At 74.8% G+C, this 15,642-nt stretch carries 11 protein-coding genes and 3 pseudogenes; 6 read left to right on the forward strand and 8 right to left on the reverse strand.

What is annotated here, in order from left to right; all coding sequences use genetic code 11:
• Positions 1–51: 51 nt before the first annotated feature.
• Positions 52–1,491 carry a GuaB1 family IMP dehydrogenase-related protein gene (locus tag QMQ26_RS06210; protein ID WP_100835219.1) on the reverse strand — a complete coding sequence of 480 codons (1,440 nt, stop codon included), beginning with the start codon at positions 1,489–1,491 and terminating at the stop codon, positions 52–54.
• Positions 1,492–1,713: 222 nt separating this feature from the next.
• Entirely contained in the window at positions 1,714–2,301 is a 588-nt protein-coding gene (locus QMQ26_RS06215; RefSeq protein WP_282205041.1) for a TetR/AcrR family transcriptional regulator, read from the reverse strand.
• A 130-nt stretch (positions 2,302–2,431) separates the two neighbouring features.
• Here QMQ26_RS06215 and QMQ26_RS06220 point away from each other — a divergent pair, with 130 nt between their 5' ends.
• Positions 2,432–3,508, forward strand: coding sequence for a Gfo/Idh/MocA family protein (locus QMQ26_RS06220; RefSeq protein ID WP_282205042.1), 1,077 nt, complete (start codon positions 2,432–2,434; stop codon positions 3,506–3,508).
• 103 nt (positions 3,509–3,611) lie between these two features.
• Here the strand turns inward: QMQ26_RS06220 and QMQ26_RS06225 are convergent, their stop codons facing one another.
• Positions 3,612–4,442 (reverse strand): transglycosylase SLT domain-containing protein, encoded by an 831-nt coding sequence (locus tag QMQ26_RS06225; RefSeq protein ID WP_282205043.1) that lies wholly within the window; start codon positions 4,440–4,442, stop codon positions 3,612–3,614.
• A 643-nt stretch (positions 4,443–5,085) separates the two neighbouring features.
• Between QMQ26_RS06225 and QMQ26_RS06230 the strand changes: the two genes are divergently transcribed.
• The 3 genes and pseudogenes from QMQ26_RS06230 (at position 5,086) to QMQ26_RS06240 (ending at position 8,297) form a co-directional block, all read left to right on the forward strand.
• Positions 5,086–6,078 (forward strand): AEC family transporter, encoded by a 993-nt coding sequence (locus tag QMQ26_RS06230; RefSeq protein ID WP_282205044.1) that lies wholly within the window; start codon positions 5,086–5,088, stop codon positions 6,076–6,078.
• A gap of 221 nt (positions 6,079–6,299) precedes the next feature.
• Positions 6,300–7,797: pseudogene (locus QMQ26_RS06235) on the forward strand (SDR family NAD(P)-dependent oxidoreductase).
• Positions 7,794–8,297, forward strand: coding sequence for a nucleotide triphosphate diphosphatase NUDT15 (locus tag QMQ26_RS06240; RefSeq protein ID WP_282205045.1), 504 nt, complete (start codon positions 7,794–7,796; stop codon positions 8,295–8,297). The pseudogene QMQ26_RS06235 and the gene QMQ26_RS06240 overlap by 4 nt, the downstream one beginning before the upstream one ends.
• An 85-nt stretch (positions 8,298–8,382) precedes the next feature.
• Here the strand turns inward: QMQ26_RS06240 and QMQ26_RS06245 are convergent, their stop codons facing one another.
• On the reverse strand, positions 8,383–9,192 hold the full coding sequence (locus tag QMQ26_RS06245) for a DUF6348 family protein (protein ID WP_282205046.1): 810 nt from the start codon (positions 9,190–9,192) through the stop codon (positions 8,383–8,385).
• Positions 9,193–9,380: 188 nt separating this feature from the next.
• Here QMQ26_RS06245 and QMQ26_RS06250 point away from each other — a divergent pair, with 188 nt between their 5' ends.
• Positions 9,381–10,973 carry a WXG100-like domain-containing protein gene (locus QMQ26_RS06250; protein ID WP_282205047.1) on the forward strand — a complete coding sequence of 531 codons (1,593 nt, stop codon included), beginning with the start codon at positions 9,381–9,383 and terminating at the stop codon, positions 10,971–10,973.
• An 891-nt stretch (positions 10,974–11,864) separates the two neighbouring features.
• Here QMQ26_RS06250 and QMQ26_RS06255 read toward each other — a convergent pair.
• Both QMQ26_RS06255 and QMQ26_RS06260 read right to left on the reverse strand, forming a co-directional pair.
• A complete protein-coding gene (locus tag QMQ26_RS06255; protein ID WP_282205048.1) occupies positions 11,865–11,993 on the reverse strand; it encodes a hypothetical protein in 129 nt (42 codons plus the stop codon).
• Positions 11,945–12,729, reverse strand: a pseudogene (locus QMQ26_RS06260) (patatin-like phospholipase family protein). Before QMQ26_RS06260 ends, QMQ26_RS06255 begins: the two are co-directional and overlap by 49 nt.
• 367 nt (positions 12,730–13,096) lie before the next feature.
• Between QMQ26_RS06260 and QMQ26_RS06265 the strand changes: the two are divergent.
• Entirely contained in the window at positions 13,097–13,792 is a 696-nt protein-coding gene (locus QMQ26_RS06265; protein ID WP_282205050.1) for an O-methyltransferase, read from the forward strand.
• Here QMQ26_RS06265 and QMQ26_RS06270 read toward each other — a convergent pair.
• Complete coding sequence (locus QMQ26_RS06270; RefSeq protein ID WP_282205051.1) at positions 13,767–14,726, reverse strand: pirin family protein; 960 nt, start codon at positions 14,724–14,726, stop codon at positions 13,767–13,769. The two genes, QMQ26_RS06265 and QMQ26_RS06270, sit on opposite strands and share 26 nt — an antisense overlap.
• A 147-nt stretch (positions 14,727–14,873) precedes the next feature.
• A pseudogene (gene rpe / locus QMQ26_RS06275) lies at positions 14,874–15,554 on the reverse strand (ribulose-phosphate 3-epimerase).
• Between the last annotated feature and the right edge of the window lie 88 nt (positions 15,555–15,642).

Raw genomic sequence — 15,642 nt, forward strand, 5'->3', positions numbered from 1 at the left:
GCCCGGCCCCTCTCTTCTCCCGGCTACCGCCGACTACCGACCACCGACCGCTCAGGCCCAGCTGGAGTGCAGCGGCTTGCCCTCGGCGTAGCCGGCCGCGCTCTGGAGGCCGACGATCGCCTTCTCGTGGAACTCCTCCAGGCTCGCCGCGCCCGCGTAGGTGCAGGAGGAGCGGACGCCCGCGACGATCGAGTCGATCAGGTCCTCGACGCCCGGGCGGGCCGGGTCGATGAACATCCGCGAGGTGGAGATGCCCTCCTCGAAGAGGGCCTTGCGGGCCCGGTCGTACGCCGACTCCTCGGAGGTGCGGTTGCGCACGGCCCGGGCCGAGGCCATGCCGAAGCTCTCCTTGTACTGGCGGCCGTCCGCGGTGGTCTGGAGGTCGCCCGGCGACTCCAGGGTGCCCGCGAACCAGGAGCCGACCATCACGTTGGACGCGCCGGCGGCCAGCGCCATCGCCACGTCGCGCGGGTGGCGCACGCCGCCGTCCGCCCAGACGTGCCTGCCCAGCCGGCGCGCCTCGGCGGCGCACTCCAGCACGGCGGAGAACTGCGGCCGGCCGACGCCGGTCATCATCCGGGTGGTGCACATCGCGCCGGGGCCGACGCCGACCTTGAGGATGTCCGCGCCCGCCTCGACCAGGTCCCGCACGCCGTCCGCCGAGACCACGTTGCCCGCGACGATCGGTACCTGCGGGTCCAGCCCGCGCACCGCGCGCAGCGCGCTGATCATCGACTCCTGGTGGCCGTGCGCGGTGTCGACCACCAGCACGTCCGCCCCGGCCTCCAGCAGCGCCTTGGCCCGGCCGGCCACGTCGCCGTTGATGCCGACGGTCGCGGCGATCCGCAGGCGGCCCGCGCCGTCCACCGCGGGGGTGTAGAGGGTGGCGCGCAGTGCGTTCTTCCGGGTCAGGAGGCCGACCAGGGTGCCGTCCTCGGCGACCACCGGGGCGAGCTTGCGGTGCGCCTCGTTCAGCCGGTCGAACGCCGTGCGCGGGTCGATGTCCCGGTCCAGCAGCAGCAGGTCGCGCGACATCACCTCGGAGAGGCTGGTGAAGCGGTCCACGCCCTGGCAGTCGCTCTCCGTCACCACGCCGACGGGCTTGCCGCCCTCGACCACCACCAGCGCGCCGTGCGCGCGCTTGGGCAGCAGCGAGAGCGCGTCCGCGACGGTGTCGCCGGGGTTCAGCGTCAGCGCGGTGTCGTGCACCAGGTGCCGCTGCTTGACCCAGCCGATCACCTCGGACACCACGTCGATCGGGATGTCCTGCGGGATCGCCACCAGCCCGCCGCGCCGGGCCACCGTCTCCGCCATCCGCCGCCCGGCGATCGCGGTCATGTTCGCCACCACCAGCGGGATGGTGGTTCCCGTCCCGTCGTTCGAGGAGAGATCGACACCCTGCCGGGAGCCCACCGCGGAACGGCTGGGGACCATGAAGACGTCGTCGTACGTGAGGTCGTACGCGGGCTTGAGGTCGTTCAGGAAGCGCATGAAGGGGCTCTCTGGCTGGGGAGAAACGTTACGGCGCCGCGCGACCGAGCCGCGCACACCCAACGTTCGATTCTCATTGATTCCCCCGCCCCGAGCCAGCCCACGCCCGAATCCTGAAGATCACCACAACCGGACGCCCCCGATCCCGGAACCCCCTCGTACGAACCTCCAAAGCCCCACCACCCGGCCCCGCCCGGCCGCCCCCGGCCGCCCCGGTTCGGCTCAGTCCGCCGACGGGAACAGCGTGCGCAGCGCCAGGTCGGCCACCTGCCGCACCTGCTCGCGGGTGTGACCGCTCGCCGCCTGGACGGCGATGCCGTCGGTGACGGTGTGGACCAGCCGGGCCAGGACGCCGGGGTCGCAGCCCGCCGTCAGGTCGGGGGCCCGCTCGAAGCGCCGGCGCAGGGCGGCTTCGCCGGCCATCCGCCGGGCGATCACCTCCTCGCGGACCGCCCGGGAGTCCGGGCCGCAGGCGTGCACGCTGTTGACGCTCAGGCACCCGGGCGGCGCGTGCGTCCCGCCGGTCAGCTCGACGGCCCCGAGCAGCATCCGCTCGACGACGGCTCGCGCGGTGGGTTCCTCCAGCGCCTCGGCGGCGAAGGCGCCGGGGCCGGTGAAGTAGCGGTCGAGCGCCTTGCGGAACAGCTCCTCCTTGTTGCCGAACGTCGCGTAGAGGCTGTTGCGGTTGATGCCCATCGCCGCGGTCAGGTCCGACAGGGACGTCCCCTCGTAGCCCTGCCGCCAGAAGAGCTCGAGCGCCCGGTCGAGCGCGGTCCGCGGGTCGAAGGCGCGCGGGCGACCGCCTGGCATGCCGTACCTCCTCCGATTTCCGGCCTCCCGGCACGGTACTCCCTCGACCCCCTTGAATTCGCGCGCCCGCTCGCCTAGTTTCTAACCGATCGGTTAGAAACCAGGCAGGACGGGCCCTCGGGGAGGACGCGTGATCAGGGTCGGAATCGTCGGAGCGAGCGGCTGGGCCGCCGCCTCGCACCTGCCCGCACTCGCCGGGCTCGCGGACTTCGAGGTGACCGCGGTCGCGACGACCGGGCAGGCCGGTGCCGACCGGGTGGCGGCCGCCCACGGCGTCCCGCTGGCCCTCGTCGGCGCCGAGGCGCTCGCCGCCCGTCCCGAGGTGGACCTGGTCGTGGTGTCGGTCAAGGCGTCCGGGCACGCGGCGGCGATCCGGGCCGCGCTGGCGGCGGGCAAGCACGTGCTCTCCGAGTGGCCGCTGGGCGTGGACGCCCCGGAGGCGGAGGAACTCGCCCGGGCGGCCGACGCGGCGGGCGTCGTCCACGCCGTGAACCTGCAGGGGCACCGGTCGCCGGACGCCCGGTACGTGGCCGACCTGCTGGCCGCCGGGACGATCGGCCGCCTGGAGTCCGCCGTCCTGGTCGCCGCAGGCGATCCGCTGGGCGGGCCCCGGATCGCGCCGGAACTGGAGTGGTCCACCGATCCCGCCGCGGGCACCTCGCTGCTGACCGTCATGGCCGGCCACTTCCTGGCCACCCTGCACCGGGTCGCGGGCCCGCTGGTCGAGGTCTCCGCGAGGCTGCCCCGGTCCCGCGACCGCGTCGAGGTCACCGGCACCGGGCGGACGGTCCGCAACGGGGTGCCCTCCCAGGTGCTGCTCCTGGGCACGCTGGAGAACGGCGCCGCCGCGTCCGTCACCGTGCACGGCGGCAGCGGCAGCCCGGACGGATTCCTGATCAAGCTGGTCGGCTCCGACGGCACGCTGACCGCCGTCCCGCCCCGCCCCGGCACGTACATGCACTGGACGGACTGGGACATCCGGATCGACGGCGAACCGGTGCCGGTCCCCGCCCGCTACCGGACCGTCCCCTTCGACCCCGCCGCCGGACCGGTCGCCAACGTCGCGGCCGTCTACCAGGAGGTCGCCGAGGCGATCGCCCGGGGCCGCACCCCCTGCCCGGACTTCCACACCGCGGCGGCCCACCACCGCCTCCTCGCCGCGATCGAGCGCTCGGCGGCGACCGGCACCTCGCAGCAGGTGCGCTGAGCGCGACGCCACCGGCCCCCCGCCCGCCGCGGGCATGCCGCGGCCCCCTGCGGTGCGGTGCACCGAGGGGGCCGAGAGGCGGTTCCGCGCTGGTGGGCGGTTCCTAGTAGCCGCGCCAGTTGGCGCCGTAGCCGCGGGCGGCGGCCATGTTGTCCATGTTGCCGTAGCGGGCGTCGCAGTAGCGGGAGCTGGCGATCAGGTTGTCGACGGGGTTGCGGATGTCCGTGTGGCCGGGCAGCGCGTACACCTTGAAGGTCGGCATGATCACCTGGGTCAGGCCGATCGACGGGGTGCCCTTCTTGGCGTTCGAGTCCCAGTTGTTCTGGGCGTTCGGGTTGCCGGAGGACTCGGCGATCGCGGCGGCGCGCATCGCCTTCGCGGACGGGACGTGCTGGCCGTTGGCGGCCAGGACGTCGCGGGCCTCCTGGATCCAGCCGTCCAGGTTGTTCGGGTAGGTCTTCTTCGCGGCGGCGGCGGCCTGCTCGGCGGCCTGCTGGTCCGCGGCCTGCTTGGCCTGCTCGGCGGCCTGCTGCTGGGCGGCCTGCTCGGCGGCCTGCTGGTCCGCGGCCTGCTTGGCCTGGTCCGCGGCCTGCTGCTGGGCGGCCTGCTCGGCGGCCTGCTGGTCCGCGGCCTGCTTGGCCTGGTCCGCGGCCGGCTGGTCGGCGGCCGGCTGGTCCTGCTGGACCGGCTCGCGCGCCTCGCTGCGGGAGGCGGCCTGGCCGCCGTCGCGGTTCGCGTCCTGGGTGTCCGCGGCGGTGACCGCGGCGGCGTCGGTGCGGTGGGACGCGGGTCCGGCGAACGCCTGGGTGACGGGCAGCAGCGTGCCCACGGCGATGGCGCCGGCCAGTCCGATGCCGAGGACGGCGTCGGGCATGCGGTGGTGGCCCATCCGCACCTGGGGCAATCGGCCGAGGTTGTGCTTGATGCGTCGCATGTTTCGGGTACCTCCGAGAGTCGGTTCCAGGTCATGCCGGGCCCGGGCGGACATGCGTGGTCCCCGCTCGGTGCGGGTTCCTCGGCCCGGGACGGCCGGCCCGGCGGCTCCTGCTCACCGGGGACGCCGCGCCGCGCTGGTCTCGCGGTCCGCTGCGTCATGAAGCCCCGTGAGCACTCGGATCGGCTCGGGGCACAACCACGAGACTGCCGGAGCCCCAACCGGGCGGCAAATACCCCCAAATGGGACCTACACAACTCCTCCACAACTCGAATTCCCTTACGCTCCAAGGGAGTTCACCCACGCCGACCCCCGGTATTCCACCCCGCCTATGAAGAAGGTCACAGCACCGCCCAACCTCCCCCGACACCGGGAATTTGGGCCCGGACCCAGTCCCGCCAAGGGTTCCGCCCCCTCCGCCCCCGTTCCGCGTCCCCACCCCCCGTGTGACCCCGACCACCGCCCCGCCCTGTGACGCCGCTCTCCCCCCGACCACCCACCGCATCCGCCCGACCACCGGAACCGCCCACCCCGTGACCCGGCTCACGCCCCCGCACTCCCCTCGCCCCCTTCGCCCGGCCCCACCCCCCCCCCACCGGCCCCGGGCCCGGGCGGGCCTGGTTGACTGCGGCGGGAGGTCAGGGTGGAGGCGTTGGTCTCGGCGTTCGCGCCGATCTGGGTGCTGACGGCGGCCGGGTGGCTGGCCGGGCGGACGGGGCTGCTGGGGGCGGACGCGGAGGCGGTGCTCGGGCGGTTCGTGTTCCACGTCTCGATGCCGGCCGCGCTCTTCACCGTGGTGGCCCGCACCGACCTGGCCTCCTTCGCCGACCGCTGGGTACTGGCGTTCGCCGCCGGGACGCTGATCGCCTCCCTGCTGGGCCTGCCCGTCGGACGGCGGCTGCGGCGGCTGCCCCGGACCCCGGCCGAACGGACGGTGGCGGTGATGGCGGCGGGCTACGTGAACTCGGGCAACCTCGGCATCCCGGTCGCCGCGCAGGTCCTCGGCGACGCCTCGTACGCGGCGCCGGTGCTGCTGTTCCAGGTGCTGCTGGTCACCCCGCTGATGCTGACCGTGCTGGACGCGACCACCCCCGCTCCCTCTTCCTCCCCTTCTCCCGCCGACCGCCCCACTTCCCGCCCCACCTCCCGCCCCGCCGCGCGGCTGCGGCGCCTGGCGCTGCTGCCGCTGCGCAACCCGGTGATCCTCGGCGCGGGCCTGGGCGCGCTGTTCTCCGCGGCGGGCTGGCGGCTGCCGGGGCCGCTGGCGCACTCGGCGGACCTGCTGGGCGCGGCGGCCGTCCCGACCGCCCTGGTCACCCTCGGACTGTCGCTGCGCACCCCGCCGGGCGCGGCGGCGCAGCGCCCGGACCGGGGTGAGCTGGGTCTCGCGGTGCTGGTGAAGACGGTCGGGCAGCCGCTGGCCGCGCTGGCGGTGGGCGCGCTGCTGCTGCACCTGCGGGGGCCGCAGCTGCGGGCGGCGGTGCTGCTGTCGGCGCTGCCGACCGCGCAGAACGTGTACGTGTACGCGCGGCTGTACGGGGCGGCTCCGGTGCTGGCCCGCTCGGCGGTGCTGGCGTCGACGGTGCTGTCGATGCTGACGCTGTCGGTCATCGCCTGGTCGCTGGGCGGCGGTTGACCGGACCCGCCGGGGAACGCAGCGGGCCGGCGACCGGGAAGTGCGGCAGGTCACATGTCCGGAAGGGCCGCGGGCCGCCGGCCCGGGAGTGCGGCAGGTCACGTGTCCGGGAGGGCCGCGGGCCACCGGCCCGGGAGTGCGGCAGGTCACAGGCTTCGCCCCGGCGGGGGCCGCTCCGTAGAGTTCGGCGGTACGGATGGGGCGACGAGGAAGCATCGGCAGTGACGAACCAGCAGAGCGGCCCGGGCAGCGCCCCGGTCGAGGACGACACCGACTACGGCAAGGGCATCGACCCGAACGCCTGGAGCTGTGCCTGAGCGTGCTCGCCGAGCTGGACGAGATCCACGTCGACCACCCGGACGCGATCCGGGTCCGGCTGGCGGTCGGCGGCCTGTTCCGCACCCTCAAGCAGCGCCGCCGGCAGGAGACCCGGGCCCGCAAGACCGCCAACGACCGCGCGGTGACGGCGAAGACCGCGACGGGCGCGCCGGGGCGGATCGACGACGAGACGGCGGGCGCGTTCGGGCTGAGCACCGAGACCACCACCGAGCTGGCCGGCATCCTGGAGCGCCCGCGCTCCTGCTACACCTGCAAGCAGCGGTACGTGGAGGTGGACGCGTTCTACCACCAGCTGTGCCGCTCCTGCGCCGCGCTGAACCGCTCGCGCCGGCACGCCCGGACCGATCTGACCGGCAAGCGCGCGCTGCTGACCGGCGGACGCGCCAAGATCGGCATGTACATCGCGCTGTGCCTGCTGCGCGACGGCGCGCACACCACCATCACCACCCGCTTCCCGAACGACGCGATCCGCCGCTTCACCGCGATGCCGGACAGCGCCGAGTGGATCCACCGCCTGAAGATCGTCGGCATCGACCTGCGCGACCCGGCGCAGGTGATGGCGCTGGCGGACGAGGTCGCCGCGGACGGCCCGCTGGACATCCTGATCAACAACGCGGCGCAGACCGTGCGCCGCTCCCCGGGGCGTACCGCGAGCTGGTGGCGGCCGAGTCGGCGCCGCTGCCGGCCGGGGCGCTGCCCGCGTCCACGGTGATCGGCCGGTTCGGCTCGGGCGCGGTGGACGTGCCGGCGCTGCCGGGGCAGCGCGGCGGCGAGCAGCCGTCGGTCAGTGCCGAGCAGGTCACCTCGCTGGCCCTGGTGACGGGTTCGGCCTCGCCGGAGCGGATCGCGGCCGGGACGGCGATCGACGCGGGCGGCCTGGTGCCGGACCTGGCGGACACCAACAGCTGGGTGCAGACCGTCTCCGAGGTCGGCCCGATCGAGCTGCTGGAGGTGCAACTGTGCAACTCCACCGCCCCGTTCATCCTGATCTCGCAGCTGCGCCCGGCGCTCGCCGCGTCCTCGGCACGCCGCAAGTACGTGGTCAACGTCTCGGCGATGGAGGGCGTCTTCGAGCGCGGCTACAAGGGCTCGGGCCACCCGCACACCAACATGGCGAAGGCCGCGCTGAACATGCTGACCCGCACCAGCGCGCAGGAGATGTTCGAGACCGACGGCATCCTGATGACCGCGGTGGACACCGGCTGGATCACCGACGAGCGCCCGCACCCGGAGAAGATGCGCCTGCACGAGGAGGGCTTCCACGCCCCGCTCGACCTGGTGGACGGCGCGGCCCGGGTGTACGACCCGATCGTCCGCGGCGAACTCGGCGAGGACCTCTACGGCTGCTTCCTGAAGGACTACCAGAAGGGCAAGTGGTGACGGACGTCCGGCCCCTCGACGCGCGGCTCCCGGCCGCCGCGCACCCGCTGCCGCCGCTGGTCGGCGCGGGCGTGATCGTGCCGACCGGGGACGGGCGGGTGCTGATCGGGCGGCGCACCACCGCCGGGGAGTCGCCGACCTGGAGCCTGCCGGGCGGCAAGGTGGACCACCCCGGGGAGTCCTTCGAGGCCGCCGCCGCACGGGAGTTGGCCGAGGAGACCGGGATCGTGCTGCCCGCCGAGGAGATGCGGGTGCTGGCGGTGCTGCTCGATCACGAGCTGGGCCGCACCCGGGTGACGGCGGCGGTCCTGGCCCCGCCGAGCCTGGCCGAGGCCCTGGTCACCGAACCGCACGCGTGCGCCGGCTGGGAGCGCTTCCCGGTGGACGCGCTCCCCGAGCCGATGTTCTACCCGTCCGCGCAGGTGCTGGCCGCCTGGCTGCCGGACCACCGCGCCCCGGGCGGCACCTGGCACTACCCGGCGGCGACACCGCCCTCCTGACGGGCCGTCAGTCCCCTGCGGAACCTCGCGGCGGCACCCCGGAGACTTCCGGGGCGCCGCCGCGACGCGTCCTCCGCGCCCCGGGCTACCTGCGCCCGGCCGCCCGGAGCCGGACGTCCGCCGGGGGCCTGGTCCCGGCCCGGCGCACCAGCAGGACGAAGGTCCGGGCGTAGGCGTCGCCCTCGGTGACCCGGGGCCAGTCCAGCCCGGCGAGGGCCGCGGACGCGGCCGCGTGCGGTTCACCGTGCACCCACACCTCGGCGGACTGCCCGGCGCCGCCACCGCCGTTGCCGCCACCGCTACCGCCGAAGTGCACCTGCACGCCGACGAGTTGGTCCCGGCCGAGGTCCCCGCCCAGGGCCGGGGCGAGGGCGGGCAGCACGGGGTTGCGGACCAGCCAGTCCTGCACGTCGTGGAAGTGCCGGCCGGTGCCCCAGCCGACCACGCCGCCGTGGATGGCGTGCCAGCCGGGCAGGCCGTCCGGGTCGGAGGGGTCGAGGTGGCCGGCGAACCGGCCGTTGTGGGCGACGAGTTCGATCAGCGCGGCGCCCGTGGTGGACGCCCACGCCTCGACGCCCCGGCGGACCGGGTCCTGGTCGCCGCCGTCGATCCGGGGCACCCGGTCCCGGACGGCGGTCTCCGGGCGGTCCCGGTCGGCCAGGAACACCAGTTCCAGCCGGTCCGGGTCGTCGTCCGGCGCGGTGCCCAGCTGGACCGCCAACTCGCCCGGCCCGCGGACCTCTTCGCCCTCGACCCGCCACTGCTCGCCGTGCAGCGCGGACAGTTCGTCCGCCACCGCTCCCAACACCGCCTGCTCGGACGGTCGTTCCGTACTCTTGCCGGACGCGTCCGGGCCGGTGCCCGACCGGCCGCGCCACCATGATCCCCATGCCATGGCGCACACCGTAACGTTGTACAGATTTGCTCACAATGTGTGGGTGGGGATCGGGTCAGGTAGTCGATGTCGTCCGCTGTGTGTATCGTCGCACTGCGCGATCAGGGACTTACCGCGGGCAGCAGCTGGGGGCGGCAATGGCTGTGGAACTACCATCGGGGCTCACCCACATCATCGGGCTGCTGGGCGTGCGTTTCCCAGCCGCCAACGAGGACGAACTCAACCAACTGGCCGACCAGTTGGACAAGTTCGCCGGAGCGCTGGACAGCGCCCAGATGACGGCGGACAAGGCGCTCACCATGCTGCACGAGGTCTACCAGGGCGAATCGGCGGACAAGCTCTCCGAGCTGTGGAGCACCATCACCAAGTACTCCAAGGTGATCGTCGAGACCTGCCAGACGGTGTCCAAGGTGCTGCGCGCGGCGGCCGTGGTGGTCGAGCTGGCCAAGACCCAGTCCATCACCCAACTGTTCTCCATCCAGGCCCAGTTGGCGGCGGCCTCGTCCACCGGGCCGTGGAGTGCGGCGGCGGTGCTGCGGATGGGCCGCGAGATCATGAACCAGCTGCTGGAGGCGGCGGTCGGCAAGCTCGCCCAGACCGTCACCCGGCCGATCGAGGACATGATCGAGAAGGCCGCGCAGAAGATCGTGCCCACCCCGTCCAACAACTCCAACGGGCAGGGCTTCTCCATCGACCTGGCCCAACTCGCCCAGTGCGCGGCCGACCTGCGCCGCGGCGCGGACGACATCGAGACGCACGGCACCAGCTTCAAGCGGATCGTGCAGAGCCTGAAGATGGGCGACTCCGGCGACAAGTTCGGCAAGCTGGTGATCGAGGCCGCCGAGAAGGTGCTGCAGACCATCGCCGAGGACGTCCTCAAGCGCATCCTCGCCTCGTTCCGCGACACCGCGGACAAGATGGACACGATGGCGGGCAACCTCAACGAGAACGAGGACAGCAACCGCACGGTGCTGAACAGCCTCACCTCGCTCGCGGCCAACCCGCTCAGCCCCAACGCGACGGCCACCAACGGCGCTTCCGCCGGCGCGTCCCCCGCGCTGAACGGCCCGCGCCTGGGCGGCGGCGACGCGGGGCTCGCCGCGTTCGCGGGCCTGATGCCCAAGCTCGGTCCGATCGGCTCCGGGCCGGCCGGCGGCAGGAGCGGCGGCTCGGGCCTCAACACGCTCGGCCTCAAGGAGCCGCTCGTCTCCGGCGGCCACGGCGGCGGCGCGTCCGGCGGGTCCGGTTCCGGGTCCGGCAGCGGCGCGGGCGGGGGCACCGGCGGCCCCGGCGGTCAGGGCGGCGGCGCCTTCGTCCCCCGGCTCTCGATGCCGGCCGGCAGCCTCGGCAACAGCGGCCGGGGCAGCAGCGGCACCCGGATCGAGACCCAGAAGTCCGGCGAGGGCAGCGGCGGTTCCGGCTCCGGGTCCGGTTCCGGCTCCTCCCCCTCCACCGCCACCAACTCCGTCGGCCGCGGCGTCCCGCCGGGCGGCATGATGGGCATGGCGGCCATGGGCCACGGCGGCTACGGCCCGGTCGGCGGCTCCGGCATCCGCGGCTCCTCCCAGCGCCGCACCAACCGCACCGCCGAGGGCGGCCCCGAGGACACCGCCTCCGCCGACGGCATCATCGCCGACGACCTCGGCGCCGCCATGTACCCCAACCTCCAGTTGGGCCGCGTCACCCCGCAGCGCAAGCCCGAGTCCGAGCGCGACGACCGCTACGACGACGACTTCGAGCTCGACCTCGAGGAGCTCGGCGACCTCGACGACCTGCACTGACCCCGGCCGGTCCACGGCCCAGGAGCCCCGCCAGCGCCCCCGAAAGGGCCTGCCGGGCTCCGTCCTTCTCCCCCGGCCGCCCGGTCCGCGACCTGGAACGCACCCGCCCGGTCTGTGAATTGACCGTGAACCGTAAACTTTTCGCCGTGGTGGTATGGACCACGAACGAAACAGATGGCTAGGGTCGTAGCGGTTCGCACGCGCGGCCGTTCGGAACCCTGGGACAGGACGTGACCGTGGCCGAGACACTGGTGGCCTCCGAGTACGAGGCCGAACGGCTGGACGCCACCGCCGCCTGGGTCGCCCGCCACCGGCCGCCGGGCAGCGGAGCGCTGGCCGAACTCGGCGCCGGCGACGGCGCGCTGACCGGACGGCTGCTGCGGGCCGGGTACACCGTGCACGCCGCCGAACCGGACCCGGCCCTGCGGGCCCGACTCTGGGACCGACTCCGCGGACGGGCCCGACTACGGCTCAGCGGGGCCGACCTGGCGGCCCCGCCACCGGTGCGCCGCCGCTTCGGCGCGGTACTGCTGATCGACACCCTGCACGCCGGCCAGGACCTGGAACTCCTGCACGCCCTCCCACCGACCTGCTGTTCGTCGCCCTGGCCCCGCCCGCCCTGGACGGCCGACTCCGCCCGTGGCTCTCCGCCCAACAGGGCTGGCTGCTGGTGGAGGAGATCGACCTGGCCGCCCCGCGCCCCACCCAACGCACCCTCGCCCCGGGCAGCCGCGGCGTCCTGCTCCGCCGGGCCGGCTGATCCCGGCAGCGGCGAGACGGCGACAGCGACAGCGACAGCGACAGCAGCGACACAACGCGCGACACGGCATGGGCCCGGCACGGCCCGGCACGAGCCTGCCCGGCCCGGCGACGGCCCGACTGCGGCGCGGCTCAGGACAGCCGGGCGATCAGCTCGTCCATCGCCACCCGCCCGGCGTCCATCGCGGCCCGCAGCAGCACCGGGTCCCGGGTCAGCCGTCCGACCTTCGGGGCCTCCGGCCCGGGGCGGACGGAGAGCACGGCGGGGCCGTCGGCGGGCGGGGCGAGGTCGTGGCGGCCGAGCAACTCCTCGTCGGCGAGCAGCCGTTCGGCCCGCCCCAGGTAGGAGTCGCGCAGCGGCGCGGGGTAGCGGCGCAGCACCGTCCGGGCGACCATCCGGGAGCCGCGCGAGGGCCCGGCCGCCACCGCCGCCGCCGCAGCCGTCGCCGTCGCCGCCGGGACCGGGCCCGGGAGCGCAGCACCAGGACGTGCGTGGCGCCCTGGGCGAGCGCGGTGCGGAACGGGATGGACTCGGCCAGCCCGGCGTCGTAGTAGCGGCTGCCGTCGAGTTCCACCGGCGGTCCGGCGAGCAGCGGGAGGGCGGCGCTGGCCCGCAGGGCGAGGCGGAGCCGGGCCGGGTCGGTGAGCAGGGGGTGGAGGTCGGTGGCGACGCCGGTGCCGGTGTGGGTGGCGATCGGGTGCAGGGTGGTGGGGTTGGCGAGGATCGCGTCGAAGTCCATCCGGGCCACGTGCGCGTAGAGGTGCTCGACCAGGTTGTGCAGGTCGACGACGGGACGGCCGCGCAGCACGTTGCCGGGCCGGACCATCGCCCGGGCGTACTCCTCGTCGGCCCAGCCGCGAGTTGCCCGGGGTCGCTGCTGAGCAGCCAGGCGCCGGTCAGCGCCCCGGCGGAGGCCCCGTAGACGGCGTCGAACACCCCGGTGAGACCGGCCTCGTGGAGGGCCAGGGCCATGCCGCCGGAGATGATGCCGCGCATGCCGCCGCCCTCGACGGCGAGCGCGATCCGCAGCCCGTCGGTCCGCCCGCCGGGACGGCTGCCGGTGCGCCGCCGCTCGGCGAGGGCGGCCAGGACCCGGCCCCGCGCGCCCGTGGCGTCCACGGCATCCGTGGCGTCCGCGATCCCGAACCCGTCCTGCTGATCCACGCCGTACTCCCGTACTCCCGCACCTGTACCGACACCCGCACCACGCCCGCCCGGACGTCCCGCCGGGCGCCGGGGCCCGGCGTCCGGAACGCCGAGAAGTGTCGCACACGAACCCGGGCGCGCCGCCCTGCCACGCCACCACCGCCGTCCCCCGCCCACTCTCCCGCCCCGTCACCCTGCGCCACGCTAGTGTGACGTCATGTCGGTCCTCGGCACCTCCGCCCACTCCGCCACCGCCGCGCTGCCCGAACCCGTCGCCCGGGCCGTCGAGTTGGCGGACCGGCTGGGGTTCGCCCAGTCCTGCCGCCCGGAGCACGGGCGGCTGCTGCAGGCCCTCGCCGCGGGCGCGACCGGCCGGATCGGGGAGACCGGCACCGGGTGCGGCGTCGGCCTGGGCTGGCTGCTCGCCGGGCGGCGGCCGGGCGTCCGGGTGGTGAGCGTCGAGCGGGAAGCCGAACGCGTGGCCGCGGTAAGGGAGTTGTTCGCCGACGTGCCCGACCTGGAGGTGCTGCACGGCGACTGGACGCGAATCCACCGGCACGGCCCGTTCGACCTGCTGGTCCTGGACGGCGGCGGCAACGGCAAGCAGTCCGCAGCCGCCGACCCGGAACGCCTGCTCACCCCGGCGGCACCCTGGTGGTCGACGACCTCACCCCGCTCACCGGCTGGCCCCGACCTACCGAGGCGCGCCCGACACCGGCCGCACCGTCTGGTACGACCACCCGGCCCTGCTCACCACCGAGGTCCGCCTCGCCCCGGACCTGTCCACCCTGCTGGCCACCCGCCGCCCCTGACGTCCGCTCGGCGCTCGGGTCCGGTCAGCGCTCGCGTCCGCTCGGCTCTCGGGTCCGGTCAGCGCTCGCGTCCGCTCAGCGCTCGCGTCCCCGCGGCTTGAGCGGCACCGGCGGCAGTTGGGGGGCGTGCAGCCGTTCGCCGTCGTAGCCGTGGACCCGGCCGAAGCGGGTGCCGGTCTCCCAGTCGGCGCGGGCCGCCGCGATCTCCTCGTGCGTGCGGCCGACGAAGTTCCACCACATGACGAGGCGTTCCTCGAAGGGTTCGCCGCCGAGCAGCAGCAGGGCGGCGTCGGTGCGGGCGCGCAGCGGGAGTTCGCGGCGGCCGCAGCCGAGGTAGAGGAGGGAGCCCGGTTCGACCGGGACGCCGTCGACGTCGGTGCTGCCGGTCATGGCGAGGACGGCGTACTCGAAGCCGGGTTCGAGCGGCAGGCGGTGGGCGGCGCCCTCGCGGAGGGTGAGGTCGGCGCCGGTGAGGGCGGTGTGGGTGGTGCCGGGCGAGGTGGTGCCGTCGAGGGTGCCGAGGATGAGGTCGGCGTGCAGGCCGCCGGCGGTGACGACGGGCAGCTCGGGGTGGTGTTCGAAGGCGGGCGCGGTGTGCCGGTGGGCGTCGGGGAGGGCGACCCAGAGTTGGGCGCCGTGCAGCAGCGGCGCGTGCTCGCGCGGGGACTGCTCGGAGTGCGAGATGGCCCGGCCGGAGGTCATCAGGCCGAGTTCGCGCGGGCGGACGGTCTGCACGTTGCCGAGGCTGTCCCGGTGCAGCACGCTGCCCTCGTGCAGCCAGCTGACGGTCTGCAGGCCCGTGTGGGGGTGCGGCGGCACCTGCATGCCGGGCTCGTCGGCGATGTCGTCGGGGCCGTAGTGGTCGACGAAGCACCAGGCGCCGACCATCCGGCGGCCGAGGTTGGGCAGCAGCCGCCGGACCACGGTGGACTCGCCGAGCGGGACGCGCCGCCCGGTCAGCAGGTCCTTGACGGGGCCGGTGGCGGCCTGGCGGCCGCAGACGGCCGGGGCGGGTTTCCGGTCGAGGTTGCTCATGGCCGCCAGTATCGACCGGACCGCCCGCCGCCCCCGGCCGCACGCACCCCGTGTCCGGACGAATCCCGCGAACGCAGCCGCTCCCGTCCCCGCCCCTACACGCAGACGCAGACGCGGACGCACCCCCCGTCAGCCGACGAGGCGGCCTCAGTGCTTGCAGGCCCACCACGCCTCGGCGCTCGCCGCCTCCGCCTGGGCACGCAGCGCGCGGACGGCCTCCGCCGGGTCGGCCGCACCGTAGACCGCCGAGCCGGCCACGAACACGTCGGCCCGGCCTCGGCGCAGGCTTCGATGGTGGCGGGGGCGACCCCGCCGTCGACCTGGAGCCACAGGTCGAGGCCGTGCTTGTCGATCAGCTGCCGGGTGCGGCGGATCTTGGGGAGCATGATGTCGAGGAAGGCCTGGCCGCCGAAGCCGGGCTCCACCGTCATGATCAGCACCATGTCCAGCTCGGGCAGCAGGTCCTCGTACGGCTCGATCGGGGTGGCGGGGCGCAGCGCCATCGAGGCGCGGGCGCCCTTGGCGCGGATCTCCCGGGCGAGGCGGACGGGGGCGGCGGCGGCCTCGACGTGGAAGGTGACGGAGCCGGCGCCGGCCTCGACGTACTGCGGGGCCAGCGGTCGGGCTGTTCGATCATCAGGTGGCAGTCGAGGGGGGTGTCGGTGGCGCGGGCCAGCGACTCGACGATCGGCACGCCCAGCGTGAGGTTGGGGACGAAGTGGTTGTCCATCACGTCGACGTGCAGCCAGTCCGCGCGCGCACCGCCTCGGCCTCGTCGGCGAGGCGGGCGAAGTCCGCGGAGAGGATGCTGGGGTTGATCTGCGCCATGGCGAGGGTACCTTCACGACTCGGTGCGGGCGGCCCGGGCGACCGCCCCCGACCATCATCCCCCGTCCGCCGGACGGCCCGGCAGGTG

Source organism: Kitasatospora fiedleri, from assembly GCF_948472415.1.
Lineage (GTDB): Bacteria > Actinomycetota > Actinomycetes > Streptomycetales > Streptomycetaceae > Kitasatospora > Kitasatospora fiedleri.

Bases quoted from the DNA above. Each gene is read 5' to 3' on its own strand.
- QMQ26_RS06210 (WP_100835219.1), bottom strand. From the start codon at position 1,491: ATGCGCTTCCTGAACGACCTCAAGCCCGCGTACGACCTCACGTACGAC.
- QMQ26_RS06215 (WP_282205041.1), bottom strand. From the start codon at position 2,301: ATGCCAGGCGGTCGCCCGCGCGCCTTCGACCCGCGGACCGCGCTCGAC.
- QMQ26_RS06225 (WP_282205043.1), bottom strand. From the start codon at position 4,442: ATGCGACGCATCAAGCACAACCTCGGCCGATTGCCCCAGGTGCGGATG.
- QMQ26_RS06245 (WP_282205046.1), bottom strand. From the start codon at position 9,192: ATGGCATGGGGATCATGGTGGCGCGGCCGGTCGGGCACCGGCCCGGAC.
- QMQ26_RS06265 (WP_282205050.1), top strand. From the start codon at position 13,097: ATGTCGGTCCTCGGCACCTCCGCCCACTCCGCCACCGCCGCGCTGCCC.
- QMQ26_RS06270 (WP_282205051.1), bottom strand. From the start codon at position 14,726: ATGAGCAACCTCGACCGGAAACCCGCCCCGGCCGTCTGCGGCCGCCAG.